The 24,979-nt window shown below is 50.8% G+C and carries 23 protein-coding genes and 2 tRNA genes; 9 read left to right on the forward strand and 16 right to left on the reverse strand.

Going from position 1 to position 24,979, the window contains the following annotated elements:
• Positions 1–107: 107 nt before the first annotated feature.
• From proS to guaB, 5 genes are all read left to right on the forward strand, one after another.
• Entirely contained in the window at positions 108–1,541 is a 1,434-nt protein-coding gene (gene proS / locus Q7J08_RS06795; protein WP_304910939.1) for a proline--tRNA ligase, read from the forward strand.
• 119 nt (positions 1,542–1,660) lie between these two features.
• Entirely contained in the window at positions 1,661–2,116 is a 456-nt protein-coding gene (locus Q7J08_RS06800) for a NusA-like transcription termination signal-binding factor (protein WP_304911247.1), read from the forward strand.
• Positions 2,113–2,427 carry a phosphoribosyl-ATP diphosphatase gene (gene hisE / locus Q7J08_RS06805; protein WP_304910940.1) on the forward strand — a complete coding sequence of 105 codons (315 nt, stop codon included), beginning with the start codon at positions 2,113–2,115 and terminating at the stop codon, positions 2,425–2,427. Before Q7J08_RS06800 ends, hisE begins: the two co-directional genes overlap by 4 nt.
• Before the next feature lie 71 nt (positions 2,428–2,498).
• Positions 2,499–3,188 carry a (5-formylfuran-3-yl)methyl phosphate synthase gene (locus Q7J08_RS06810; protein ID WP_304910941.1) on the forward strand — a complete coding sequence of 230 codons (690 nt, stop codon included), beginning with the start codon at positions 2,499–2,501 and terminating at the stop codon, positions 3,186–3,188.
• Between the two features lie 5 nt (positions 3,189–3,193).
• Complete coding sequence (gene guaB, locus Q7J08_RS06815; RefSeq protein WP_304910942.1) at positions 3,194–4,663, forward strand: IMP dehydrogenase; 1,470 nt, start codon at positions 3,194–3,196, stop codon at positions 4,661–4,663.
• Positions 4,664–4,715: 52 nt separating this feature from the next.
• Here the strand turns inward: guaB and Q7J08_RS06820 are convergent, their stop codons facing one another.
• The 10 genes from Q7J08_RS06820 to endA form a co-directional block, all read right to left on the reverse strand.
• A complete protein-coding gene (locus Q7J08_RS06820) occupies positions 4,716–5,318 on the reverse strand; it encodes a transcriptional regulator (RefSeq protein ID WP_304910943.1) in 603 nt (200 codons plus the stop codon).
• 74 nt (positions 5,319–5,392) lie between these two features.
• Positions 5,393–8,128 (reverse strand): alanine--tRNA ligase, encoded by a 2,736-nt coding sequence (gene alaS / locus Q7J08_RS06825; RefSeq protein WP_304910944.1) that lies wholly within the window; start codon positions 8,126–8,128, stop codon positions 5,393–5,395.
• 148 nt (positions 8,129–8,276) lie between these two features.
• The gene (locus tag Q7J08_RS06830; RefSeq protein ID WP_304910945.1) at positions 8,277–9,005 is read right to left on the reverse strand and encodes a sugar phosphate isomerase/epimerase; all 729 of its coding nucleotides are present in this window, start codon (positions 9,003–9,005) and stop codon (positions 8,277–8,279) included.
• Between the two features lie 21 nt (positions 9,006–9,026).
• Positions 9,027–10,247, reverse strand: a complete 1,221-nt coding sequence (locus Q7J08_RS06835) for an ABC transporter ATP-binding protein (RefSeq protein ID WP_304910946.1) — start codon at positions 10,245–10,247, stop codon at positions 9,027–9,029.
• Complete coding sequence (locus Q7J08_RS06840; RefSeq protein ID WP_304910947.1) at positions 10,244–11,191, reverse strand: iron ABC transporter permease; 948 nt, start codon at positions 11,189–11,191, stop codon at positions 10,244–10,246. Before Q7J08_RS06840 ends, Q7J08_RS06835 begins: the two co-directional genes overlap by 4 nt.
• Before the next feature lie 57 nt (positions 11,192–11,248).
• Positions 11,249–12,256 carry an ABC transporter substrate-binding protein gene (locus Q7J08_RS06845; protein WP_304910948.1) on the reverse strand — a complete coding sequence of 336 codons (1,008 nt, stop codon included), beginning with the start codon at positions 12,254–12,256 and terminating at the stop codon, positions 11,249–11,251.
• Between the two features lie 1,528 nt (positions 12,257–13,784).
• Positions 13,785–15,407 carry a phenylalanine--tRNA ligase subunit beta gene (pheT, locus tag Q7J08_RS06850; protein ID WP_304910949.1) on the reverse strand — a complete coding sequence of 541 codons (1,623 nt, stop codon included), beginning with the start codon at positions 15,405–15,407 and terminating at the stop codon, positions 13,785–13,787.
• A gap of 2 nt (positions 15,408–15,409) precedes the next feature.
• Positions 15,410–16,834: a phenylalanine--tRNA ligase subunit alpha gene (locus tag Q7J08_RS06855; RefSeq protein WP_304910950.1), complete on the reverse strand. Its 1,425-nt coding sequence runs from the start codon at positions 16,832–16,834 to the stop codon at positions 15,410–15,412.
• A gap of 3 nt (positions 16,835–16,837) precedes the next feature.
• The gene (locus tag Q7J08_RS06860; RefSeq protein WP_304910951.1) at positions 16,838–18,094 is read right to left on the reverse strand and encodes a tryptophan--tRNA ligase; all 1,257 of its coding nucleotides are present in this window, start codon (positions 18,092–18,094) and stop codon (positions 16,838–16,840) included.
• 10 nt (positions 18,095–18,104) lie between these two features.
• Positions 18,105–19,115, reverse strand: a complete 1,011-nt coding sequence (endA, locus tag Q7J08_RS06865; protein ID WP_304910952.1) for a tRNA-intron lyase — start codon at positions 19,113–19,115, stop codon at positions 18,105–18,107.
• Positions 19,116–19,212: 97 nt separating this feature from the next.
• Here endA and Q7J08_RS06870 point away from each other — a divergent pair, with 97 nt between their 5' ends.
• Positions 19,213–20,412 (forward strand): hypothetical protein, encoded by a 1,200-nt coding sequence (locus Q7J08_RS06870; RefSeq protein WP_304910953.1) that lies wholly within the window; start codon positions 19,213–19,215, stop codon positions 20,410–20,412.
• 113 nt (positions 20,413–20,525) lie between these two features.
• Here Q7J08_RS06870 and Q7J08_RS06875 read toward each other — a convergent pair whose 3' ends face one another.
• The 5 genes from Q7J08_RS06875 to Q7J08_RS06895 all read right to left on the reverse strand — a co-directional run bounded on the left by Q7J08_RS06875 (position 20,526) and on the right by Q7J08_RS06895 (position 24,003).
• Positions 20,526–21,293: a V4R domain-containing protein gene (locus Q7J08_RS06875; RefSeq protein ID WP_304910954.1), complete on the reverse strand. Its 768-nt coding sequence runs from the start codon at positions 21,291–21,293 to the stop codon at positions 20,526–20,528.
• 90 nt (positions 21,294–21,383) lie between these two features.
• Positions 21,384–22,322, reverse strand: coding sequence for a ribonuclease Z (locus Q7J08_RS06880; protein ID WP_304910955.1), 939 nt, complete (start codon positions 22,320–22,322; stop codon positions 21,384–21,386).
• Positions 22,323–23,093 carry a sugar phosphate isomerase/epimerase family protein gene (locus Q7J08_RS06885; RefSeq protein WP_304910956.1) on the reverse strand — a complete coding sequence of 257 codons (771 nt, stop codon included), beginning with the start codon at positions 23,091–23,093 and terminating at the stop codon, positions 22,323–22,325.
• Positions 23,090–23,629, reverse strand: a complete 540-nt coding sequence (locus tag Q7J08_RS06890) for an AAA family ATPase (RefSeq protein ID WP_304910957.1) — start codon at positions 23,627–23,629, stop codon at positions 23,090–23,092. The genes Q7J08_RS06885 and Q7J08_RS06890 overlap by 4 nt, the downstream gene beginning before the upstream one ends.
• Positions 23,629–24,003, reverse strand: a complete 375-nt coding sequence (locus Q7J08_RS06895) for an autoantigen p27 domain-containing protein (protein ID WP_304910958.1) — start codon at positions 24,001–24,003, stop codon at positions 23,629–23,631. The genes Q7J08_RS06890 and Q7J08_RS06895 overlap by 1 nt, the downstream gene beginning before the upstream one ends.
• A 121-nt stretch (positions 24,004–24,124) precedes the next feature.
• Between Q7J08_RS06895 and Q7J08_RS06900 the strand changes: the two genes are divergently transcribed.
• The gene (locus Q7J08_RS06900) at positions 24,125–24,388 is read left to right on the forward strand and encodes a UPF0147 family protein (protein ID WP_304911248.1); all 264 of its coding nucleotides are present in this window, start codon (positions 24,125–24,127) and stop codon (positions 24,386–24,388) included.
• Here the strand turns inward: Q7J08_RS06900 and Q7J08_RS06905 are convergent.
• Positions 24,385–24,633, reverse strand: coding sequence for a DUF1922 domain-containing protein (locus tag Q7J08_RS06905; protein WP_304910959.1), 249 nt, complete (start codon positions 24,631–24,633; stop codon positions 24,385–24,387). The two genes, Q7J08_RS06900 and Q7J08_RS06905, sit on opposite strands and share 4 nt — an antisense overlap.
• 131 nt (positions 24,634–24,764) lie before the next feature.
• Here Q7J08_RS06905 and Q7J08_RS06910 point away from each other — a divergent pair.
• Positions 24,765–24,875: transfer RNA gene (locus tag Q7J08_RS06910), tRNA-Tyr, on the forward strand.
• A gap of 19 nt (positions 24,876–24,894) precedes the next feature.
• Positions 24,895–24,967, forward strand: a tRNA-Asp gene (locus Q7J08_RS06915).
• Positions 24,968–24,979 lie beyond the last annotated feature (12 nt).

Consider the following 24,979-nt stretch of genomic DNA (forward strand, 5'->3'; position numbering starts at 1 on the left):
CTTTTCAATATAGCTTGTGGGATAAAACCGTTGACTCCTGTCATGCATTGATGGAACGTGGGATTAATACTCTCAAGGACCCAATAATAACTACTTCAGGTGAATATATGGCAGAAGAAACCGGGGCACTCCCCTCCCGTACCGATTTTAGTGCATGGTACAACGAAGTCATCCGCCGTGCGGATATAATGGACGTCAGATATCCTGTCAAAGGACTTTATGTCTGGTATCCGTTCGGATTTGCACTTCGTAATCATACCTACACACTCCTCAGAAATCTATTGAATAAAGACCACGAGGAAACGCTTTTCCCCCTCTTGATCCCCGAAACCGAGTTCATGAAGGAGGCCGAACATATCAAAGGATTCGAAGATGAGGTCTACTGGGTCACCCACGGCGGTCTCTCGCCTCTTGATGTGAAACTTGCTCTGCGTCCAACCAGTGAGACGGCTATCTATCCGATGTATGCTCTCTGGGTGCGCTCCCACGCGGACCTTCCCTTAAAGCTCTATCAGGTCGTTAATACCTTCAGATATGAAACAAAACATACCCGTCCTCTGATCCGGCTTAGAGAGATAACCTCCTTCATGGAATCCCACACGGTTCATACCGACTGGGAAGATGCAAACCGGCAGGTCGAGTCTGAACTGGGTCTTGCATCTGAGTTCTACCGTGAACTTGGCGTCCCAATTATCATCTCCCGCCGTCCGGACTGGGACAAGTTCCCGGGAGCCGATTTCACAATGGCAATTGATGCTGTCATGCCTGACGGACGAACTCTTCAGATCGGAACCGTTCACCATCTCGGCGATCACTTCTCCAAGACGTACAACATAACCTACGAAGATGTGAACGGCGAACAGAAACTCGCATCCCAGACCTGCTTTGGGATTTCCGAGAGATGCATTGCCGCAATCATCGCGGTTCACGGTGACGACAAAGGACTGGTCCTTCCGGCCACCGTCGCCCCGACCCAGGTTGTTATCATCCCGATCATCGTTGGAAAACGCAGAGAGGAGATCATGGCCGCGGTTGCATCACTCGAGGCTGAACTCAAAGCCGCCGGTCTTCGTGTGAAAACCGATGCTCGCGACATGCGCCCGGGCGCCAAGTATTATCACTGGGAACTGCACGGCGTGCCCCTTCGGGTCGAGCTTGGCCCGCGTGATCTTGACAACAATCAGCTCGTCTGTGCGAACAGACTGGGTATTAAGACCACTATTCCCAGAGAAAATGCCGCTGAGTCCGTGAAATGCCTGCTTGATGAAGTCCATGATAAGATTCTTGACAAAGCAGAAGAGCACCTGAGCAGCCATCTGAAGACCGTTACAACAGTAGAAGAATGTCAGCAGATACTTGAGGAGAACATCGTCGTCGTTCACTGGTGCGGTGAGAAGGCATGTGCCGACAAACTTGAGGAGCTTACCAACTCCTCACTTCTTGGAACCGGCGTCCGCAGCAAATATGTCGTCGATGATGAGGGTCCGTGTATCGTCTGCGGTAAAGCAGGCAAAACCGCCCTCGTTGGCAGATCATACTAAAAAGATCATACATCCAATTAAAACAAATCCATATAAAAACAGAGGATATCATGCAAAACAATGACCAATATTCAAACACACGAAATGATAATGCCAGGGCCGGCATGCCGATAGACGAGATGCACGAACTTGACCGGACCCTCGGTTTTAAAGAACGCCGTTATATAGAGGAGCTCCGGATCCTGACCAAATCGACCGCGATCGACTGTGTCATCGATGACCGGTTCGAGCGGATCATCTATGTCATCCGTCCGGGCGATATGGGTCTTGCTATCGGGAAAGGCGGGGACAATATCAAGAAAATGTCCCGTGTTCTCGGTAAACGGATCGAGATGGTCGAGTTCGATGAGGACCGTGAGGTTTTCATTGCCAACATGTTCAAACCGGCCGAGGTCGCCTCCGTTTCGTTTGGCGAGCGGGACGAACTGGTTTTGGTCACTGTTCCGGAACGGGGAGATTTCGGCCTTGCTATCGGGAAAGGCGGGTCAACGATCGAAAAGGCCCGGATCCTGGTCCGAAGGTTTTATGGTAAAGAGGTGGGAGATATTCTCATACCCAACAGAGGGAATATATGACCGATGCAAAAGTGTTTGATGAGTTATGGCAGGTGATCTGCGAACGGGCAGCCTCCACCAGTACAGAGAAGTCGTATGTGCGCCACCTCCTCTTTCATGAAAAGGGAATCGATAAATCCCTTGAGAAAGTCGGCGAAGAGGCAGTCGAATTTATTCTCGCAGCAAAGAACGGTGTTTCGGAAAATACCGTTGGAGAAGCCGCAGATCTGATTTTTCATCTGATGGTTGCTTTGAAGGCTGCTGATGTCGATTTCGGTCTTGTGGAAGAAGAACTCGCCGTCCGTCGCGCCGGCATGCATCTTCACGATTAACGCGGCGCATCGGAGTTTTTCCTCCCGATTCAGACGCAACCCCTATTAACAGGAAACACCACATAATATACATGAAACTCTTAGTCAGCCCAAGCTCAATAACCGAGGCAAAGTACTGCCTTGATGCTGACATTATTGATGTCAAGCGTCCTGCTGAAGGATCGCTTGGTGCTAATTTTCCGTGGGTGATCCGCGAAATTAAACGTATGGCTTCTTCAACTCCCGTTTCTGCGGCGATCGGCGATTACCGCCCCACGCCGGGGAATGCGTCACTCGCTGCATACGGCGCTGCCTGCGCCGGCGCTGATTTTATCAAGATCGGTTTGATGTTCAGTGATAAACAGGCTGCAAAAGAAGTGATCGAAGGGGTCGTTCGTGCAGTCAAGGAGCCGTTCCCGGAAAAGATCGTTGTCATTGCCGGATACTCGGACTTCGAACGACTCGGCGCGATCAGTCCCTTTGATATCTCTCCGCTCGCAGCAGAGTGCGGCGCTGATTTTTCTATGATCGATACCGGTAGGAAGGACGGCAAAAGCACGTTCGAGTTCATGAACGAAGAAGTTCTTGCAAATTTCACCGATCTAAACCGTTCCCTGGGAATCGGGACTGCTCTTGCAGGATCCCTGAAGTTTGAGGACATTCCGTTCCTCAAAGAGATCGATCCGGAAATCATCGGTGTCCGCGGCATGGTCTGCGGCGGAGATAGAACAACTATGGTTCAGGAAGATCTCGTGAAAAAAGCGATTCAGATGGTTAGGTAAACAACATGTTTGGAGAAAAACTCAACATCCCTACAGCACTCACCTTTGATGATGTGCTGATTGAACCGGCAGAATCCTGGATAGAGCCAAATGATGTGGACGTTCGATCCAGATTTTCTAAAAACATTTCACTCTCCATACCCTTGGTGAGTGCGGCGATGGATACCGTTACCGAGGCGGAAATGGCAATTGCCATGGCACGTGCCGGAGGTATTGGCGTTCTGCACAGAAACTGTACTCCCGAAGAGGAAGTCGCCTTCGTTATCCGCGTCAAGTCCGCGGACAATGTCATCGAACGTGATGTCAGATACGTGACTCCCGACACTACCATTGCACTTGTTGCAAATCTCATGGATCGTCACTCGATCGGCGGCGTGCCGGTCGTCGGTCCGCATGGAAAACTTCTCGGCATCGTTTCACGGCGGGATGTCAGAGGCCTCGTTAATAAGACCGGTACCGAAACGGTCGAGACCATAATGACCCGGAAACCAATCTCCGTGAAAGACAACATCACCGCGGATGATGCCATCAACATGATGTACACGAAAAAGGTCGAGCGTCTCCCGGTTGTCGATGACAAAGGTCGACTGACGGGTATCATCACTATGCAGGATCTGCTTGAAAAACAGCAGTATCCAAAAGCCAACCGTGATAGTAATGGAAAACTCCGTATCGCTGCGGCAGTTGGACCTTTCGATATGAATCGTGCGCTGAAACTCGCAGAGGCCGGGGTCGATGCGATCGTTGTGGACTGTGCTCACGGTCATAATATGCATGTTGTTCAGGGAGTAAAAGACATCAAAGGCTCGGTGTCCTGTGATGTTGTCGCCGGAAATATTGCGACCGCGAAGGCCGCCGGTGAGCTCATCGAGTTCGTTGACGGCATCAAAGTAGGCATAGGCCCGGGTTCGATCTGCACGACCCGTATTGTAGCCGGTGTCGGCGTTCCGCAGGTCTCCGCTATTGCCAATGTATGTGATATCGCAGATCCCTGCGGCATCCCTGTCATTGCAGACGGCGGCGTCAAATACAGCGGCGATGTGGCTAAGGCAATAGTTGCCGGCGCCTCTTCAGTGATGATGGGCAGTATGTTTGCCGGAACCGATGAGGCTCCCGGTAAAACGATCATCGTCAAAGGCAGAAGATATAAACAGTACCGCGGGATGGGTTCTCTTGGCGTCATGACTTCCGGGAACTCAAGCGACCGGTACTTCCAGACGAAAGGTATCGGAGCAACCAAGTATGTTCCTGAGGGCGTTGAAGGAGCCACCCCGTATGTCGGTTCCGTGACAGATGTCATTTATCAGACGATTGGCGGTCTCAAATCAGCGATGGGCTACTCAGGAAGTAAGGATATCGAGACTATGCGGAAGAATGCCAGATTCGTTCGCATAACATCGGCGGGGCTCAAGGAGTCTCATCCGCACGATATTCTGATTACCGACGAAGCACCGAACTATCGTACCAATCTCTAAGATTGGCACTTTTTTTATTAAATTCAAGTGAAAAAGAAAAATATTTTCGGGGTTATCCGTTTTTCCTGACAATATAAAGTTCATATACCATCATCAGTGCCAGCACGGCCAGGGAGATGACCAAAAATCCCAGTACGACATTATGGATCATCGGCATCCATGACACGCTCTCCGCTACCTGACCAGTTGCCGCTTTAATCGCGAACACCTCTGCCGTGTCGCTGGTTCGAATAGGATATCCTGCGCCGACGGTAAACCGGTTCAGCATTTGAGGGATGGCGATTACGAGGGAACAGCCGATGGCGATCGCCCCGGCCATGGTGCCGTATCTCTCCACAATGCCTTTCAGATCAACGGTCTTTCGCGGCGCAAACACAACGACCTGATCCTTGACTGAATAGATCTTCATCTCACGCCCCTTCTCGCTCCAGCGTGTGTTGGAGATCTCAACCAGCCCCGCCGAAAGCATATTTTCCAGATGGTATTTTACTGTTGTAAGGGGAAGTCCGGTCCGCTCGGCAAGAGCCGTGGCACTCTGCGGATTGCCGGTGAGTGCATTAAATAGATCCGCAGACGTAGGAGAAGACATTGCCTTGGCATATTTTTGTGCTTCAAGGGAACCATGTTCCAGCACAATAACGTTCTCGTCCTGCATGATATGTACTCTACTTGTATGGATGCGAGTAGATATAACCCTCTCCTAAACTGCGAAAAAAATGGTAGTTATGATTATAATTCTGAACGGATGACTGACTCTGCTTTCTGAAGGGCCTTGTCAATGGCTGACGGATCTGCTCCCGCCCCCTGAGCGAGATTCTCTTTACCTCCGCCTTTACCGCCGAGTTCCGCACAAACTTCGCTGACCAGTTTTCCTGCATGGATCTTTGCATTCCCGGATGAGGCAACAACACCAAGACCATCTGCGGTCGTGATCAAAACCGCCACGCCTCCACGTTCGGCGATCTTTCCTGCGACCGTCACGAGCTCCTTTCTGGAGACATCGATCTGTTTTATCACGACCTCGACACCTGTGATGTCGATCCCTTCGATCCGTGAAAGTTCAAGTTCTGCGATCTTTGCCCGGAGTTTTTCGATCTCTTTACGTTGATCTTTCCACTCGGTGAAGAATCGATCGACCGATCCCGGGAGATTCTCTGTCTGCACCGATAGAGTGTCTGCCGATGTACTCAGCAGGCTCTGGATATGCTGCATCGCATCAAGAGCCGCGAATCCTGCCGCAAACTCGATACGCTCGACTCCATCCTGAATATGTTCCAGCTTCAGGATCTTGATAGGTCCGATCTCACCGGTAGACTGACAGTGTGTTCCGGCGCATGCCTGAACTTCGGCACCCATCTGAACTACGCGGATGTCTTTTCCCGGTGGGACACCTCCCTGATAAAGGGCAAATCCGAACTTCTGTTCCGCCTTCACCCTGTTCTCGATCTTGATCATCGTTGGGAGATTTTCCATCACCAGACGGTTGGCGATCGTCTCCATCTGTTTCAGTTCCTCGGGCGTGATGTGGGTGTAATGCCGGATATCCAGCCTTGCAACATCAGTCGAGAGTTGTGATCCTGCCTGGTGGACATGCGGGCCAAGCACCTCTTTTGCGGCACGAAGGATCATGTGGGTCGCTGAGTGATGGCGCATAAGCGCCCATCTGCGGTCTTCATCAAGGACGCCTTTTACTCTGTCGCCGCGTTTCAGGGTGTTCTCCCGAACTTTATGAAGGATCACATTCTCCGACTTTACGACTTCATCAACACGGACCATCGTGGACTTCGTTACAAGCATACCGGTATCGGATGGCTGGCCTCCTCCTTCGGGGTAGAACAAGGTGGCGTCCAGAACAACGTAGTTGTCGAAGATATCAAGGACCGTTGCATCGAACTCCATGTCGGCAGGACGTTCATAGAAACTCTTGCGTGTCTCCGGGATTTTTGCGATCCTGTCTGCGTATTTCGCGAGCGGCGAGACTGGTTTTTCCGTCTCGTTTTCGGAGTGCATGTCCGCGATCTGCGAATCAAAGTCGTCGGGGATCTCGAACTCGGCACCGGTGTCTTTCAGGATCTTGCCCATCAGATCCACCGGGATGCCGTGCGAGTCATAGAGTGTGATCAACTCGGCAAGCGGGACAGGTTCGTTCTTCTTGACATAGGTCTGCCCGACACGCTGAACAGTTCTGGTCCCGCGTTCGATGGTTGTATCGTACTTCTCGACCTCACGATTGAGGATGTGCCGGACGATATCTTCATCCTGCTCAAAGTTGGTAAGACCGATCGTTTTCATCTGGGAAACCACCAGATCGCCGAGGTCCTCGTCGAGTTTTAAGTCCTGCATCATTCTGATGCTGCGCCTGAGCACGAGACGGGCCAGGTATCCCTCGCGGACATTGGACGGGACAATGAGATCGCCGAGCATATATGCGAGACATCTGGTGTGGTCACAGAGAGCATACACACTTTCCATCGGGACGATGATCTCTTCGAGTTTCGAAAGAGAGATGTTCGTCGCATCAGCTACCTGCTGTCTGAGGTCGCGGATCTTTTCTCCGCGGATATCCATGAGACCGGCAAACTTTGCGTTCAATCCTAATATGCGCTCGACTTCCGGATTTTCAAGCCGGTCCTCCATTCCTGCCGAGGTAAGGATACGCGGGATCATCTCCGGGAATACCGCGTCATAGGCGGTCGGTGTACCGCAGGATGCCCAGGTGAACCTCTCCAGTCCGTAACCCGTATCGACGATCCGGAGAGGCATCTCGTAGTAATCTTTACCGTCAATGCTCACCGGGGGTTTGCCGGAATTTTTCCGGGAAAGGTTCATGAAAACGAGTGTGGCTACTTCGAGGCCACCCATTAAGACCTCGACACTTGCTCCGGCATTTCCTCCCCCGAACCACGGGTTTTCTTTGTAGGTGAGATCGAATAAGTCTCCGCCAAGTGACTGAACAAATCCGCTGCAGAGTTCAAGACAGCGGTCTTTCCAGTAGATCGGTTTCTCATCGGTGTTGAAGGCATGATGTGCCATCATCTCAAAACAGGTGAAGTGTCTGCCGGATCGACCGACGTTGTCAAGATCGTTCAGTCTGATACAGGGCTGAGAGATCGTCAGCGGATTTGCCGGCGGGGGGCATACTCCACTTGTCACGAAAGGCTGGAAGTCTGCGATGGATGCAATAGTAAGATAGATGTCGTCACGCCATCTTGCGGCTACCGGGTATCTGTTGATCCTGGTATGACCATGTTTCTCGAAGAAGGAGAGATACGCCTCCCGCATCTCCACAAGGCTGTGTTTTTTGAAGATCGGGTCTCCGATGAACTGATATGGTTCACAGGGTGCATCTCCACAGATCTCTCGGTTTGGGTCGAGAGTCCAGAATGCGCTGCCGCATTTTTTACAGATTTTGCGGACGAATCCGTTTTCTTTGAAGTATTCAAGCTGGTATTCGTTTTCTAGCATGGGTAAACCTCCGGTAGAGATAGTATATATTTGTTGGATTGATGCGGTTAAATGAGTTTGCGTTAGGTTTTTGGGTTGAGTGGTGTTTGAGATATGCGGAGCGTAAAAACAGGATGTTTGCGGTCTCGTTCTGTCTCCGGCAGTTCAGTTAATAGCCAAGTGACGCCAGATAATCCATACTTGGCTTGACATCCTCAAGTCTGAGGACTTCGAGAATAAGCGTCGCATCTCTGATTTCAGGAAGAATTTTTGAAAAATCCACCGTTCCTGTCCCACAAGCGGCATGTTCATCGAAGATCCCCTTATTGTCATGGAGATGCAGATGATCCGGTTTTTCCTGGAGAAATGCATCAAGCGTTCCGGTAAGATTTGCATGCCCTACATCCAGAGTGAACCCAAGGCCAGCTCCCCGAAGCTCCCGGACAAGTTCCGGAGTTTGAAAGTGACAGCAGTTGAGGGATCCGAGATTTTCCATGACGAACCGGACGGAGAACGTTTCCTGAAGAATGCCAAGGTCCCGGATCGATGTTTGCAGCGCAGAAAACGATGCCTCCCAGTATGCCGGGTCAAGGCAGAATCCCGGATGGATCACAAGTTTTTCCGCGCCCGCCTGATCTGCGATCACGGCTGTATCTCTGATAACGTCGATGCTCGCTCTGCGGATCGGTTCAAACGATTCTGCGATGTTTCCGTCAGCAGTCGGTGCATGGATCGTATAACGCAGATCGAATTTATCCAGAATGGATGCGTGTCGAAAGAGAGAATGATTTGCATCACACTGTATCTCCACGAGATTTGTGAACGGTTCAAGCGTAGCGAGCGCACGTTCGAGCGGCAGATTCATTACACAATTCGTGGAGATACCTACTGTGTTCATGGGTTTATTTCTCTATGGAATTCATGCATAAAGTATTTTCATAAGAGTTGTGATGTCGGATATGACGACTGCTCCATTCTCAATTAGAGTTTTGCGGATCCGAGTTGCCTCACCATCCGTATAATCCTCCCCTTCCCCAATCAGGTACACAGATGTGGACACCTCGGTGAGAGCTTTCAGATTTGCCAGATTTCCATATCCTATCGGCATGCCGGTGACCACGATTTTATCGGCATTGGTAAGCATCGTCTTCAGTTTTTGAACAGACATCTCACTCACGACGGCAAACGGCGGTTCAATGATAGTCTTCAGTCCAAGTTTCACTGATGCAAGACAGTCCGAGTCGTTTGCCGCCAAGACACCGGCGGATACGGTAAAACCGTGCAGACATAAGGTGTAAAGGATCTCAGTTCCCGTTCCACCTCCAGAAATAACATGAATGCGTGTAGAAGTGGACGCCGGCTGAACGCCGTACTCCGGAATGAGATGCGGTTTTCCCGTAAGCGGGTGGGTTGACACCATCATCCCGACAGAAAAACTCTCCCGAATTTTTTCCGGCGTCAGGACCTCCATTGGTGTTCCGACCGCGAGAATTTTCCCATGTTTCATTAGCACGATCCGGTCACAGAAGTATGATGCCAGATTCAGATCGTGAAATACCCCAATGACGGTGATCTCCGGGGTAAGATCCCGGATAAGATCCATAATTTCTATCTGATGATTGATATCGAGATGGGATGTCGGCTCGTCCAGAAGGAGAATTCTCGGCTGCTGGGTAAGCGTTCTCGCAATTAAGACACGCTGACGTTCTCCTCCGGAAACCTCGGTGATCAGCCTGTCGGCGAGATGAAACGTGTTTGTTGTTTTCATCGCTTCATCGGCTATCGCCAGATCTTTTGCTGAAAGGGGTGCCAGTTTTCCAATATGCGGATATCTGCCCATAAGGACGATCTCCCGTACAGTGAACGGAAATGCGACATCTGTTTCCTGACCCACGCACCCGATCGTTTTTGCGAGAGCGCGTGAATCATATGATTCTGCATCCAGTCCTTCGATGAAAACAGCACCGTCATCAGGTTTTAAGATGCGGGAAAGGGCCCGGAGGAAGGTTGTTTTGCCGCATCCATTCGGTCCGAGAATGCCGATAAACCCGCCTTGATCAACGGCGAGAGAGAACTGTTCGATAACCTGATGGTCACCATACTTTACCGAGATATTGTCTGCGGAAATGGTTGGTGTCATACACGTGTCCTCCGACGGAGCAGGTAAATGAAGAATGGAGCTCCGAGAAATGCGGTGACAATTCCAACCGGGATCTCAACGGGCAGTGTTCTGGCAAATGTATCTGCCCATATGAGAAGAATGGATCCTGCCAGCATAGATGCCGGAAGAAGGATCCGGTGGTCAGGCCCGGTAAAGATCCGCATGATGTGAGGGATGATGAGTCCGACGAATCCAATGCAGCCGGATATGGAAACTGCTATGGCAGTAATAAATGTGGAGACCACAAGGAGGATCTTTTTCGTTCTTTCAGTATTGACGCCAAGATGGATCGCCTCCTCCTCCCCAAGAGCCATAACATTCAGATCGCGGGAGAAGATGTAGAGAATGACTGCTGCAGCCGGGATCAAAAGAGCAAGGCCCACATCGTCCCAGTACATGTTCCAGAATCCTCCCATCATCCAGAACATGATCTGGTGAAGGCTGTTTCCGGACATGTACATGATGAAGGAAAGCATAGCGGAAAGGAAAAGTGAAACGGCAATTCCTGACAAAAGCAGGGTCTCAACTGCCATTCTGCCGTTTCTTTTTGAGATTATATAGACCGTGATCGTCGAAGCTGCTGCTCCGATAAAGGCAAAGAGCGGCATTAATAATCCGCCGAGAAAAACAATAGCGCAGGCGGCTCCGAGAGCACCGCCGGTGGAGGTTCCGATGATATATGGATCTGCCATCGGGTTTCTGAAAAGTCCCTGCATGACACAACCGGCAGATGCAAGACCTCCTCCTACTAGAAGGGCCCCGATTATCCGCGGGAGCCTGACTTCAAAAATCAGTTTATGGATCATGTCCGAGTCAAAGGTGAGAAGGGACAACCCCGAGACTCCAATGCAGGTGGTAATAACAATGCTTATCAAAAGAACGATGAGAAGCACCGGAAGGAGGAGAATGGGGTGGCGAAGCATAATTGTAGGTATATTGTTTGTGTTAAGTAAAATAAAGATGTGTGATATGATTTTTGTTCACATTCTTCTGCAGACAAAGAGGCCGCCAATAAGTCCGGCAATGATCAGGACCGCACCAAATCCCGGGGAAGCTGCGGTCGAGCCGGGTTCAGCATACTCTCCGAAGATCTCCGGATGGAGGATTTGTGCAAGCTGCTCTAAAGAAATGACGATCCTCGGTCCCCCTCTATCGAAGGTATCGGAATCCATGACATAAACATCCTTGTTTTGTACAGCAGTGATACTGCTGAGTCTCTGTTCGGTTAAGAATGCTTTCTGGAGCGTGTTTTCGCCGGTCGTTCCCATTTTTGAACCTGAGTCCACCAGAATGATCTCAGGATCGGTTGTAAGCAGCTTTTCAAGCGTGACCACTCCCCAGCCTTTTACATCAGCGAAGGCATTCGTTCCGCCCGCAAGAGTAATAAGTTCATTTTGGAACGTATTCGAACCGGAAACCCAGAAAGACTCAACACTCATCGCGTGCATAACCGTTGGTTTTTCTGTAACACCTTCAAGTTTATCCGTTATTGCCTGAATCCGGATCTTCATATCAGATATAATAGAATCTGCCTCAGCGGTTGTACCGGTACATGTCCCGATCATTCGGATCGCATCGTACGTTCCTTCAACACTGTCTGACTGGATGACGATGACAGTGTATCCAAGCTGACGGAGAGAATCAATATTTTCCTGTCCGTTTTTTGGATTTGCAAAGATGATATCCGGATTTGCGGCAACGATTTTTTCCACATTTATAGTGGAATATCCTCCTATTTTTGGTTTTGTTAAAGCTTCTTCCGGATAGTTACAGTATTCGGTGACGCCCACGACCTTGTCACCAAGTCCGAGAGCAAAAATAATTTCTGTGTTTGTCGGGGCGAGTGAGACGATGGTCTGCGGCTGGCTTTCTATAATAGATTCAAAGCCGGAGTCATCAGTGATGGTCACAGGGGTCCATCCAAGGGCGGTGCCGGAAAATATGGCAAGGGCCAGCAGGAAAACCAGAAGTATTCGTAGATGTTTCATAGTAAGATATAGTTTATCTTACATAAGTAAATAAATTATGATTTGAACGTCACCACAGGGACTTAGAGTAGGATTTACGCGGTGCTGGTTTGGGTCCGATTCGGGAGGGGTAAGGCTGGATGCGGAGACCTGAGATAAGAGTCAACCGCGAAGTTTTGCGGGAGAAGTTCTCTTTCGCTCATCTTTTCCCGCCATTTTTCTCTCATCAAAACAGCCCCTTCGCAAGTCTGTCGACTTGCTCAGCTAAGGGACCTAAAGGTCCCCGCCTCCACTCGAAAACCACCATTTCCACTCCAAAATTACCCTCCGTCGATCAAAAACACCCCTTTTTTGACCAGCAAAAAACCATCACCCAACAAAAAACACGCCCATTCCTGCCGATTTCGCAGGCAAAACAACAAAACTATATAAAGGATTGCCCAGGCGCCTGAAAAAAACGATAACCCCCGACAGACTGCCTACCTAGGTAGTGACCTAGAGCGGAAGAAAAATCTCTCATCAATCACTTTTTTTTTAGGCGCCTAGTCTCTTATTATTATTATTTTATGTACATTGCAGAAGAGAGAGAGAGAGAGAGAGAGAGAGAGAAAAACCAAAATAAAAATTACTCCTATATAAATTAGTAACGCACTAGGTAGGTAGTTTTTCCGGGGGTATCGTTTTTTCCAGGCGCCTCCCTATCAATTTATATACTATTATCTCACCAAATCGAAAATACGCCGAATCCTGCCGATTTCGATTTTTACCCACGAAAAATCATCATCAAAAATACATCAAAAATGATCGCCGGGAGGTCAAAATGGAATAGAAATACCTATTTGCGAGTGGAAAATGAAGAAAAATTCACCGGGGTAGACCAGCCTCAGGACGATCCGTCCAAATCATTTACACACTTCGGGGATGAGGATATCTCCATCGAGTCGGGCTCTGACGACCCCTTGGAAACGTATAGGTACCTCATCAAATATGATACTCCACCGCGGGCCGCTCCGCGCCGGAGTCGCGGCCCCGCACCCCGAAAAAAGAAAAGGGATTGCTCGTCCTCTTCTACATATATTGAGAGAGATTAAACAATAAAAAAACCCGCTGGCGGGTTTTTCCCCAGCATTTTTCCAGAGAGGGTGCGATTCCTGCATAGGCGAAGCCCATTTGAGGCGGCACGCAAATCTTCGATTTGCACGCATCAGCCGGAGCAGAGCACCCGAACGCAAGAAAAATGCGATTCGCGTTAATTCGCGGAGGCGTGCAAATCGAAGATTTGCGTGCCGCCTCAAATGAGCAAAGCTCATTTGGGCTTATTCGCGGTTAAATAAAATTATGTGTCCACACCCAGCCGTACACTCCCCGAATCTTCATGTTAATTCAAGCGAAGGCTGCAAGCCCGAGTCGGAGAGCAAATCTCTGATTTGCGGTTCGCGATTAAATAATCTCTCTTCTCCACACCCAACAAACTCCCTCCCGAATTGGAGCCACACCAACACCGCGTAACTCCTTTGAGAAAAAAAGATGAATAGATTATTCCGGACGGTTACTTTCCCTCGACAAACCCTCTCAGGTCCATCTCGAAAGCAACTGCCTGATGTTCAAGTCCGAATCCAACGAGAACATCCGGATTGATCTCACCAAAGACACCAACCTTCTCTCCGGAAACGTAAATATCGCCGCGTCTTCCGGGAATGAATGCCTCATCCGACGACTCCCGAACCTCATATTTGATTGACATCATCCGGCAAAATGCATCTACCACTGCATAGATTTCCGAGAAGTCCGCAGCCGTATGGATAGAAGCCGCTGCCATCTTCGGATAGGTGAGAAGACTCTCCACCACATCCCCGCAGGCAAATACCCTCTGCGGAAGTTCGCGTGAACGGTTGATCGAGAGCGATTCCATCAGAAGCGGCAGGATATCCGTTCTGATGATCGTCTGATCCTCGCTGATCGGGTGAAGAACATGTAGGGCCGCCGGGTTTTCCGGTCTGTGCATCATGTTGTAGGAGATCTCCCCGCTTGTCAGTGTGAACGGTGTGTTCTCGATGTACGACAGACCGACCATGATGTTTCTTACGAGACTGTAGAGTTTCTGGACCGGGTGGGGTTTTCCAACAGTGAAACTCGGCGGCAGACTCGTCTCGATCTTATCATACCCGAAGGCGATTGCCACGTCCTCATAGATATCATGATCATGCATGATATCAGCTCGATAACAGGGAATCTCGACGGTGACGGTATCCTCGTTAACTACCTCGGCGCCAAATCGCATCTTCATAAGAAGTTCGGTCATTTGGGGCGCTGTCAGCGGGATCCCGGTAAGTTGACTGCATGCGGAGACGGAAACGGTACGTTTTTCCGGATGGAGGTCAGGTGAGACAACACCGTCGATCTCTACCGATTCGATTGCCGCTCCCATTTCAACGAATGCGGCACAGAGGATTTTCACCGCAACGCTCACGGCACGCGGTTCGATACCGGTAACATCCAGAAGAATGTTGTGGGTATTTTCCGTTACCCGGGTCAGTTCCCCGTTGATGATCGGCGGGAAGGAACAGATCCTGCCCTTTACATCGGTGATCAGCGGGAACCTCTCAAACTCCTCGACGATCTTTGCGTAGGCTCTCCCTTTCGGGTGCTCGGCAAGGATCTCTTCCATCGTCATCTCGACATCGTAATCAAGCGGCACGAATGTTGTCTTCCGGTCTGCTGCGATGTAGGAGAACGGTCCCTTGATCTTGTCGAGATCATGCACGCCGATCGCCACCTTTTTGCGGCCGCGGCCGACTGCCCAGTGGAGAGACTCCTGCAGACCCATCAGGGATTCGATCATCGCATTATCCATATGGACATTTCTGATGACCGCTGAGCCGAGATACGGGCGGATATTTGCAAGCTTCGCATCCACGCTGAAGGAGATGCCAGACGGCTTCACTTCATACTTCGGCAGACCAGTTTCTATGCCGAGATATCCGCGCAGCGCACGCGCCGTACCTTCAGCGCTGTACAGATCCGGACGGTTCGGGAAGAACTGAACATCCGTCTGCTCCTCCTCCTCGCGTTCCACCTCGGATCCCATCATGGGGAGGCTCGCACGGATCCTTTCGATATCGGTACCCGTCAGACGGGTCAGATATGCATTGTTGAGTTTTACGATCGGCATATTCAGCTCCTCCTTACCGGGCTTGCGCGTATCCAGTCAATATCGCTCTTATACAGCTGACGCAGGTCTTTGAGACCCATTCTGAGCATCGAGACACGGGAAACACCCAGCCCCCAGGCGAGGACAGGACAGTCGATACCCCAGGGGGCGGTGACTTCCTTTCGAAAAATTCCTGCCCCGCCAAGCTCGACCCAGCCGAGTCCGTCGACCCATACCTCGGGTTCGACTGACGGCTCGGTGTAGGGGAAGTAGCCCGGACGGAACCTGACTTCTTCGAATCCCATCCTGCCGAAGAACTCCTTGAAGAAGCCGAGCAAGTGGCCGAAGTGCAGATCCTTATCCATCACGATACCTTCCAGTTGTTCGAACTCCGGCAGATGGGTGGGATCGATCGTTTCCCTGCGGTAGACACGGGAGATCGAAAATGCCTTCAGCGGCGGGTTCGGGTGCTCGGCAAGGTACTGGATCGAAAGTGAGGTGGAGTGTGTTCTCAGAACACATTTCTTTCCAACTTCCGGGCTCCATTCCCCGCCCCAGCCGGTAGAGCCGGTGTCTCCGCCGAATTTGTGGATATCCCTGATCTTCTCCCATCCGTTTGGAAGCGGCAGTTCTTCTGCGAGATGGAACGTATCCTGCATCTCACGTGCGGGGTGATCCTGCGGCTGATAAAGGGAGTCGAAGTTCCAGAATGAGTTCTGTACGATCGAACCGTGGAACTCGGTGAATCCCATCTCGAAGAGGAGATCCCGGATCTCATCTAAGATCTGCTGGTTTGGGTGGATCCGTCCAGCGTAGATCTTTTTCGGGAGCTTGTCGATGCTGTATTTTCTGAGCGGGAGATTCTTCCATTCGCCCGAGAGGATCTGTTCGCGGGTGAGGGTGGCCACTTCTTCTCTCAGATCCAGACCGTCTTTCGCGATCTTTTCGCCCTCTGGGGTGATGACGATCTTCCAGCTGGTGTTTTCAACGACCTCCACCAGTCCGCGTTTTGCAAGTTCTTTACAGGCAGGTGTTCCCGGGATCGGGTTCTTCAGAGCAAGTTCATCTTCCCCGATAGTGATGTTGTCATTGACGTAGACCACACCTTCCTTGATAGTGATCCAGTTCTTCTTGCGAAGCCAGCCGATCGCGATCTTGGAAAGCGGGTTTTTGGTCAGTTCGCTCATCGGAACGGAACCGTCTATGCTTGCAAGGATCTGCCGCTCGGGAAGCCCTTCCTTTGCATATTTCTCTCCTTCAGGTGTGAGTATTGCCTGCTCGGTGACCGTCTTTTCGAGGGTCAGGAGACCATTGTCTGCACAGAGATGGGCCCACTGCACGACTGAATCGAGCGGGGCATCCATTTTTTTAGCGAGCGTTTCCGCACCTATCGGCCCGGATTCATTAAGGGTTGCAAGAACCCGTTTTTCATTTATTGTGAGATCCATACGTTACCACTCCACCATGTGAGATACTTCATCACGTTTTTCTTTAAATTCTTTGAGGAAGGTGAGAACACGTTCCAGTGTCTCTTTCTTACAGGTACCGCACATCAGCTCACCTGCTTTGCAGGCTTCGCACATCTTTGCAAGTTCCTTGTCGTCCTCCTGCATGTGGAATTTGTTGAGCTGATAGATCGAGCACTTCTCCGGCTCGCCGCCGAGTTTTTTCTGCTCTTCGAGTGTCTGTCTGCCGCCGGTAAGGGCGCCCATGATCTTTTTCTTTGCGTCCTTTTCCGTGTCGTCGAACCAGACTAGGCTCTCCGGGACCGAGGAAGACATCTTTCCGCCCTGCAGACCCTGCAGGAAACTGTGATAGGTCGAAGACGGCAACATGAATCCAAATCCGCCGAACTCCTGCTCGATGGACCGGACGATCTCATCGACTGCGGGCACGGTATATCCTGCCGGAAGATCGATGTGCCCTTCATACTTTTTGGCTCCCTTGAAACGTTTTGCGACCGCATCGATCGCTTCAGGCGTTGCCTTTTTCGCCCGGATACTGATATGTGATCCCCGGTCTTCAACAAGGAACATGCGCAGGGCTTTGGTGACATCGCGTGTCAGTCGGATGTGCGGATCCTGATCGATTCCGACCGGGACGATAGTTGGGGCAGCTCCGCCCACAAGCTGAGGATACAGGATATCCCCAACCTGCATGGCGACACTCATTGCATGTGCTAACTCTGTCTCCGGCCCAAATCCGTATATTGCCGAGAGTTCGGAGAAGTTTATCTTCGTTGCTGCTTCGAATGCGAGATCTTTGAGGAGATTATTTTTCCGCTGGGAGTAGATCTCTCCTTTAAACCCGAGGGCATAGAGACATTCCATATATTCGCGGGCGTATTTATCACAGACATCCCAGGAGAGTCCGCGGACCGCGTGGGCTTCCCGATCCGCCATCGAAATGAATCCGCGTCCACCCTGATTGATGTGCCAGACGACCTCTTTCATCACCATCAGGTGCCCGAAGTGCGGATGTCCCGAGGGCATGAATCCAGTCAGGACGTGGAACGGTTTTTTCATTCGTATTGCCTCGGATATTGCTTCGTATCCGCGGTGTCCTGCAACGATATCTCTTCTGATGAAGACTGGCTGATCTTCCAGAAGTTGTTTCTGGGCAGCAAACGATTCGATCCCAAACTCTTCAAAGAGCCGGTTTATATCGACTTTCGGGGCGCTTGACCAGGGGTTTATTTGTTCTGCCATATTTTTCACATCACATTTTCATTCTGGCGAATTCGACTTCGGTGATTTCGGTCCCGGAGATGGAGGCAAACAGCATCTTTTTCCTTACGCTGTGAGCGAGGCGTACTGATCTTGAGATCGTGCTCATGGACATGAGCGTTCCAAATGGTACGGCGTGTGCCAGCATCTCGGAGTGTTTGCCGCTTTGTGTATATACACGGAAGTGGTGACCGTACTTGTATCCGGACCGCGGGAAAAATCCCAGGTCCTTCAGGTACCGGTACAGGGTGAGTTTGTCCATGAACTCGCCGTCAGCTGATGCTGCGAGGCTGATGTAATCATCAGCGGTCATGGAAGGTTCCGTTTCAAGACACCCCGTTTCGAGGAGCCAGGCGGTTTCCAAAGGCGAAAGGAACAGTCTGACTCCGTCCAGCATCGTGCCGAGCCAGAGATTCTTCAGCGTCTCGGTGATGCCGTTTCCCTCTTCGATCACATATGAGGGGATCCCGGCGATCTTTGCACGAATCTCTACTGGGATTTTTGACCGTTCAGCGGCTTTTGGTGTCCCGATTTTGATCTCATAATAGGTGAGTTCGTGTTCATCGTCGAGCACCGCGAGAACAAACTGTTTGCGCATGTTTGCCGAGGCGGTCGCGTCGCTGATGACGGCGGCGAGATCGACCATATCTCTTTCAGAGAGCACGCGCATAAGATAGCGGGACTGACCTTTTCCCGGTCTGAGTCCACGCGGGAAGACACGGAAGTCCTGAGGCCCGGTGGTCACCACATACCCGCGTTCCCTGATGTCTCGGTAGACAACAAAGTTTCGTAAAAAGCCCGGTGTTTTTGCACATTCCGCAAGGAGTTCGTCAAAAGAGAGTCCGGGAATCTCAATTTTACCCCGTGCCATCAGATAGAGAGCCTCTTTGGGATCGAGACGGAGGGTTCCTGATTTGTCCGGCCGTCCGTAGCCGCTCTGCTCATAGAGAGAGAGGGCTTCAGATGGGGCGATTACCTGGGTTCCGTCGAATTCTGCTTTCACGCGAGGTTAAGGTTTGTTCTCTATTATCATTAATGAGGGGGGTGTGTATCAGGGACAACGACAAAAGATACTAACAAGGAACGTGAAATATACTTCTATGTCCCGACGAATAAACTCGGTGATAATCCTCCTTCTTGCGGCAGTTCTTTTCTGCGGCGCAGGTCAGGCGGCACTCACCGAAAATCTAAATCAGACCTATGATATCGGAAATAATTATACGGATATCCTGTCCGTTTCCGTAACAAATGATGGAGGCTATTATCTTGGTATCCTCCATGATGGAAATCTGTCTCTAGTGAAAACCGATGCGAAAGGAAAAGAGATCTGGTCGACCAATGTCACCGGTTCTGAGTTCCGTTCGATCACGACTTTATCAGACGGCGGCTGTCTGTATGTGACTGCTCTTGGCACCGACACATATCTTTGCCGTGCGGATCAGACAGGGAATATCATCTATGAACTTCCGCAGATCGGTATTGGCGCAGGTGTTCAGCCGGTCGTGATCTCTGGAAATACGATCAAATTCGCCGGCTGGTTCTGGGAGGCCGATACCGGATTTACCCAGAGCTTCCTATTAAGCGACGGCACACCGGCAAATGATCAGCTCTCTCTTCCGGAAGGCAGGATCCCTCTTTCAATGAAAAAGGATGATTATGGGACCTATGTTCTGGTTGGCGGGGCAACATCCAATTCATCTTCCACCAGCAGTGAGGCCTGGATCATGAAGATAAACGACGGCGGCACGGTCGTCTGGAACACGGTTATCAAAACCACCAGTACGCAGCCTGAGTATTACGGTCCAGGAAGTACTGCTTATGCACTCTCTGAAGGAGAAGACGGCGGATACTTCGTTGCCGGAACCACGTCTCCGTATAATCTCTCCACTGCCTATGGTATAATCTGGGCATCGATGATCTCTTCCAACGGCACTGTCGTATGGGAGAAGGAGCTACGCGGCGCGGTCCCATACGGCGTTGCCAAAATCGGTGACGATTACCTGATTGCCGGCACCGGCTGGACCGCTCCATTGTGGATGACCGTCACCTCTGCAGGTGCATTGCTGGAGGTCGTTTATCCCGAAGTGACCGGTCAGTTCAACTCGGTCGCTCAGGTCTCGTCTGGAAGTGTCGTCATGTCTGGATGGAGTTACCTAACCGGATCTCCCGACGGATATCTGGTAGGTCTCACGGATGGTTCGGTCCCGGCAAGTCCGATCCCGGTAGCGGGAATCGTCCTTGGTCTCTGCGGTGCAGGGATTGCGGCCTTCATCGGCTCACGACGTCGGGAAAACCGCTGAACGATCAATGAAGGGGATCTGCGGATCCCCTCTCCAATCTATTTTTTTACAGCTGATCAGTGAAATGGATTGATCAGGTCACAAAAGAAGCGTTTTCTGCATTATGATGGGTTTTATCCCTGCTCAGGTCTGCTGATTTCCACACAGCAGCAGTCATATCCCTCGGTCATACACTGGATTTCTTCCACATTGACCTTTTCATTATAATATGCAGTAAAAATCGCTTTGAGCATCCCGCAGGAGATCGCACAGTTTTTTCCAGAATCCTTCGGCATGATCATACATTCATAACAGTGATAGACTTCGATCTGCAGAGGATCCATGGATCGGATTTTCACCTCGCCAAATCCATAATGTTTCCAGAACTCGGCGATGTTTGCCAGTGTTTTATCCAGAGTGTTGGCGACCAGATAAACGGCGACCGCCTGACCAAGTATCTCTCCCCCTCGTCTGATGACCGGGTCAATATTGATGCCAGATTCACTCAGAGCTACTTTGATTATGTGGGGGAGTATTTCTTTGTAATCGATCTTATCGTATTTTGCATATGCCTGTCTGATGAGTTCACGGAAGTCCGAGGTTCCGTTCTGGATGCTGGGCGTGATATTACCGATAAGTGATGCGGTGAGCACATAGGTCTTTTTTCTGGCATCCCGCCGATCCGGCACCATCGAGATCAGCTCTTTCAGCTCCAGGGAACTGACATATCCGGAGACCGTGGATTTGGAAAGCCCCGTATACTCCATAATCCGGGAAAAAGAGACTGGTCCCTCCTCTGCCAAAAGGTAAAGGATCCTGTTTCGAATCGGACTGCGTACTGTGATCACTGTGCCATTTTTTGAGTAGATCATCAGGGGTTCTTTGCTGTCCGGTTCTGGCATGAGATGTCGCTTACAGTATTGTTTAATCCCACCATCTTAAGTAGATTGGGAATACGGCATCTTTTCAGTGACTAGGATACAAGGTCCGTGTTATTCATCCCTGTAAGGGATCTCGACGGTAGTCAGATCATTTGGTGCTATTATTTCCCCGCTGAAGAACTCTTTTGCATCCCTGATGTGGCTTGCGGCCGTAATATATCTTGAACTGAAATGTACCAGTGCCAGGATCTTCGGCTTCACAAGGGAAGCCACCTGTCCCGCCTCACATGCGGTCGAGTGCCAGGCCTCTTTTGCCCGTTCGCTTCCCTCTTCTTCATCAAAGGTTGCTTCATGGATCAGCAGATCCGCGTTGGCCAGCAGTTCCGGCTGGTTCTTCACTGGTCGTGTATCGCCAGTGTACACCACTTTCCGTCCGCGTCGTCTATCTCCCATAACCATCTCCGGGGTGATGGTTACCTCTTCACCGTCCCGAAGAATGGTGACCGGGCTTCCTCTCTGAAGTTTGCCAAAGAGCGGCCCGGGTTTTACGCCCAAGGCAATCGCTCCTTCTCGGTCGAATCTACCAGGACGCATATCCTCTTCCAGCACGTATCCTACACTTTCCATTCCATGGAATGTCCTGAAAGCGACGACCGAATATCCGTCAAAGATCGTCACATCCCCGTCGGATACCTCGACGGCTGTAAGCTGAAATGGGATCTTCGGCGTCAGCTGACGTATGATATTTACGAACCAGTCTATACCCCGCGGTCCGTAGAGGGTCAGGGGTTCGGTTCTGCCGTTAAAGGCCATCGTCTCGATCAGTCCGAATATTCCAAGATAATGATCGGCATGCCAGTGGGTTATGAAGACGGCATTCACCGTAAATCCGGTCTTCAGCCGCATCATCTGCTGCTGGGCCCCTTCCCCGCAGTCAAAAAGCAGGGTGTCGGATCCGCGCCTGATCATTATACAGGATGGATTTCGAAGTGGTGTCGGAAGAGCCCCCGCGGTCCCGAGAAAATGCACGAAGAGTGTTTCGCCGGCCACTTATATCCACCTCCGTAAAAACTCGAGGCTTTTCTTCCCCTCTTTCGGGTTCCGTCCCTCTACGACGATGATCTTTCCTTTGTATTCCTTCACGATTCTCGGCATAATTTTTTCCCAGTTGATGGTTCCGCTCCCAAGAGGGAGGTGCTCATCATATTTTCCATGATTGTCGTGGATGTGGAGATGGTGTGCCTTGGGCAGGATAATTTTACAGAACTCGTCCAGATTTCCTGTTGTGTGGGCGTGACCGATATCCAGCACGAGCCCCATTCCCGGAACGCCGTCAACAAATCCATCCTGCTCATAGGGATCCCGGCAGAAGAAGTCGTCGAGGTTCGGCATGTTCTCAAGGCATGCGGTAACGCCGACCTGTTGTGCAGTTTCCCCAAGACGGATGCATGCCTGTTTGTGATTGTTCCATGCGGATGATCCGTCGAACCTGCTCACGGGGGAGAGGTATCCTGGGTGGATAACTACTGTGTCCGTGAGAAGAGCGGCCTGTTCTATACAGACGGTGAACTGTCTGACGGTCTCTTCCCAGATTGGCATGTTGATGGATGCGGGGTTCAGATCACTGAACGGTGCATGGACGGAGACATCCAGCCCGTTTTCATCGACCGCCTGTTTGACCGCTGCGAATGTTTCCGGTTTGTCCAGCCGGTAGTTTCCGTCCGCTGAGATTTCCCAGCCATCAAATCCGACATCAGAAATTTCAGCGACCCATGCGGGGTCGTCCCATATCTTCGAGGAAGATGCAAAGAAGATCTTCATGCAAGATTCTCCAGATAGTTTCTGATCCGGGCAACAAACTCCTCGCGGCTCGATTCGTTCTCGATGTGTGCATCCGCAAGAGAAACGGCTCTGGCGAGTCCAAACGACTCCTCCCGCTCGTCGCGGGAACGAAGCGTCTCGGGCGTGGTCGTGTCATCGCTTCTCCCTCTGTTTTTCATCCGGAGAAGGCGCGTCTCGAAACTTGCCGAAATCGCCAGAAGTGAAAAGTCACTGAATACTGATCTGAAGTAGGTGACCTCGGCGTCCCCTCTGATCCCGTCGATGACGACGATCTTTGGGTCGATCTTTTCGATCTCCTCTGCTGTTAATATTGCCACGGCGTCCATGCCGAGTTCGCCGCGGAGTTTCCGTGCGGCCGCTCCGATGTTCTCATCGGTCAATGCAAGCCGGTTCTCTACGACTTTTCTGCGGATCATATCCCCCATGACCACGACCGGGATGCCCAGTTCGCCGGCAATCTGTGAAAATTCCCCCTTCCCGCTTGCGGGATACCCGACAACACCGACAACCTTCATTATCTTGAGAGTATGGTTTTTGCTTCTGCGGCTGTCCGGATGCACTCGATGAGCGTAAGACAGCGTTCCGGTTCGGTTTCGGCGGCGGCACGGATGCAGAGTTTGAGAATAAGGTCATCCAGTCCAGCGAGAATATTTTCCGGGGCAGGCGACGAGGTCTGATCAGCGGCTGCATATTTCGGGACGATCATCTGGATGTTTTCTGCGGATTTTTTTTGCGCTGTTTCTTCTTTTGGGGTATTGGCACAAACCACGCACATCTTCTTCCCTTTCACCTCAAAAAGTGGGGCCTCGCATTTTGGACAGAGCTCCGAGAGCATTTTCGCTCCGTTTAGGAGATACTCCGTCATTATATCCTCGGGTTTTTTTGTCATAGCTGTTTTTCTCTTCCTTACGAATTGGTTTTCAGAGTATATAATGTCTCAAGAATAAAGGGAGTCTTTATTTTCGAGGAGGTATAACATGAGTTACAGATTTTGGGGTTGGGAGCTAAATATGGCAAATCCGGAAGATATGATCAAGCAGTGCATTATGATGCTGCATGCAATGAGTGAAGATTCGACGATACCACGGAATATCCGCCGCGTGGCCGATGAAACGATGAAGGTTCTCCAGGATGAGAAGAAGACGATCGGTCTGAGAGCTGCCAGTGCTCTTTCGATGATCGATGAGGTCAGCAATGACTCGAATATGCCGATCCATGCCAGAACCCGGATATGGGAGCTCGCTTCAACCCTTGAAGCAGTACCCTTTGACTAACTATCTTTTTTGAAAGATCCACCGATTCTATTCGCAGAGGTGAAGCCGGAGTTTTTTCCCGTCTGCATGTGTCTGAGTATTTCCCCTGCTTCATCGGCCGATCCGGATACGGCGAGAAGTTTTGTTTTCGCGATATCGATCCTGTTCCCGCAGATACAGGTCTTTGTGGTATAAGAGAGGTCGGCGACCAGCAGTCTCCTGCATTTCGTACAGCCTATTACGGCAAATCCGTCTTTATTTATCATGGTCCGTTTCGTCCTGGTAGTTCTTATTTTTCTTGTTTCTTTGGATATTTAAGAGGATGCTCTCCGCATACTGGTTTTTCCAAACCGGTATGTTTATATTTTTGCAAATCCTTCTAGATAAAGCAGTCAATCCCGACTTAACTCAGATGGTAGAGTGCGCGGCTGTAGAAAGAAATTAACGCCTGCGGGCGTACTGCGCGGCTACCGCGATGTCCCCGGTTCGAATCCGGGAGTCGGGACCATTTTAAAGACGCAATCAATGCCCAAGTAGTGTAGTGGCCTATCATGCAGCCCTGTCACGGCTGCGACTCGGATTCGAATTCCGACTTGGGCGCTTCTTCTTAAG

Origin of the sequence: Methanocorpusculum sp., assembly GCF_030655665.1 — an archaeon.
Lineage (GTDB): Archaea > Halobacteriota > Methanomicrobia > Methanomicrobiales > Methanocorpusculaceae > Methanocorpusculum.

Excerpts from the sequence above, each read along its gene's own strand:
- proS (WP_304910939.1), top strand. The coding sequence starts at position 108 with ATGGCAGAAGAAACCGGGGCACTCCCCTCCCGTACCGATTTTAGTGCA.
- Q7J08_RS06800 (WP_304911247.1), top strand. The coding sequence starts at position 1,661 with ATGCACGAACTTGACCGGACCCTCGGTTTTAAAGAACGCCGTTATATA.
- hisE (WP_304910940.1), top strand. The coding sequence starts at position 2,113 with ATGACCGATGCAAAAGTGTTTGATGAGTTATGGCAGGTGATCTGCGAA.
- Q7J08_RS06810 (WP_304910941.1), top strand. The coding sequence starts at position 2,499 with ATGAAACTCTTAGTCAGCCCAAGCTCAATAACCGAGGCAAAGTACTGC.
- guaB (WP_304910942.1), top strand. The coding sequence starts at position 3,194 with ATGTTTGGAGAAAAACTCAACATCCCTACAGCACTCACCTTTGATGAT.
- Q7J08_RS06820 (WP_304910943.1), bottom strand. The coding sequence starts at position 5,318 with ATGCAGGACGAGAACGTTATTGTGCTGGAACATGGTTCCCTTGAAGCA.
- alaS (WP_304910944.1), bottom strand. The coding sequence starts at position 8,128 with ATGCTAGAAAACGAATACCAGCTTGAATACTTCAAAGAAAACGGATTC.
- Q7J08_RS06830 (WP_304910945.1), bottom strand. The coding sequence starts at position 9,005 with ATGAACACAGTAGGTATCTCCACGAATTGTGTAATGAATCTGCCGCTC.
- Q7J08_RS06835 (WP_304910946.1), bottom strand. The coding sequence starts at position 10,247 with ATGACACCAACCATTTCCGCAGACAATATCTCGGTAAAGTATGGTGAC.
- Q7J08_RS06840 (WP_304910947.1), bottom strand. The coding sequence starts at position 11,191 with ATGCTTCGCCACCCCATTCTCCTCCTTCCGGTGCTTCTCATCGTTCTT.
- Q7J08_RS06845 (WP_304910948.1), bottom strand. The coding sequence starts at position 12,256 with ATGAAACATCTACGAATACTTCTGGTTTTCCTGCTGGCCCTTGCCATA.
- pheT (WP_304910949.1), bottom strand. The coding sequence starts at position 15,407 with ATGCCGATCGTAAAACTCAACAATGCATATCTGACCCGTCTGACGGGT.
- Q7J08_RS06855 (WP_304910950.1), bottom strand. The coding sequence starts at position 16,834 with ATGGATCTCACAATAAATGAAAAACGGGTTCTTGCAACCCTTAATGAA.
- Q7J08_RS06860 (WP_304910951.1), bottom strand. The coding sequence starts at position 18,094 with ATGGCAGAACAAATAAACCCCTGGTCAAGCGCCCCGAAAGTCGATATA.
- Q7J08_RS06870 (WP_304910953.1), top strand. The coding sequence starts at position 19,213 with ATGTCCCGACGAATAAACTCGGTGATAATCCTCCTTCTTGCGGCAGTT.
- Q7J08_RS06875 (WP_304910954.1), bottom strand. The coding sequence starts at position 21,293 with ATGCCAGAACCGGACAGCAAAGAACCCCTGATGATCTACTCAAAAAAT.
- Q7J08_RS06885 (WP_304910956.1), bottom strand. The coding sequence starts at position 23,093 with ATGAAGATCTTCTTTGCATCTTCCTCGAAGATATGGGACGACCCCGCA.
- Q7J08_RS06890 (WP_304910957.1), bottom strand. The coding sequence starts at position 23,629 with ATGAAGGTTGTCGGTGTTGTCGGGTATCCCGCAAGCGGGAAGGGGGAA.
- Q7J08_RS06895 (WP_304910958.1), bottom strand. The coding sequence starts at position 24,003 with ATGACAAAAAAACCCGAGGATATAATGACGGAGTATCTCCTAAACGGA.
- Q7J08_RS06900 (WP_304911248.1), top strand. The coding sequence starts at position 24,125 with ATGGCAAATCCGGAAGATATGATCAAGCAGTGCATTATGATGCTGCAT.
- Q7J08_RS06905 (WP_304910959.1), bottom strand. The coding sequence starts at position 24,633 with ATGATAAATAAAGACGGATTTGCCGTAATAGGCTGTACGAAATGCAGG.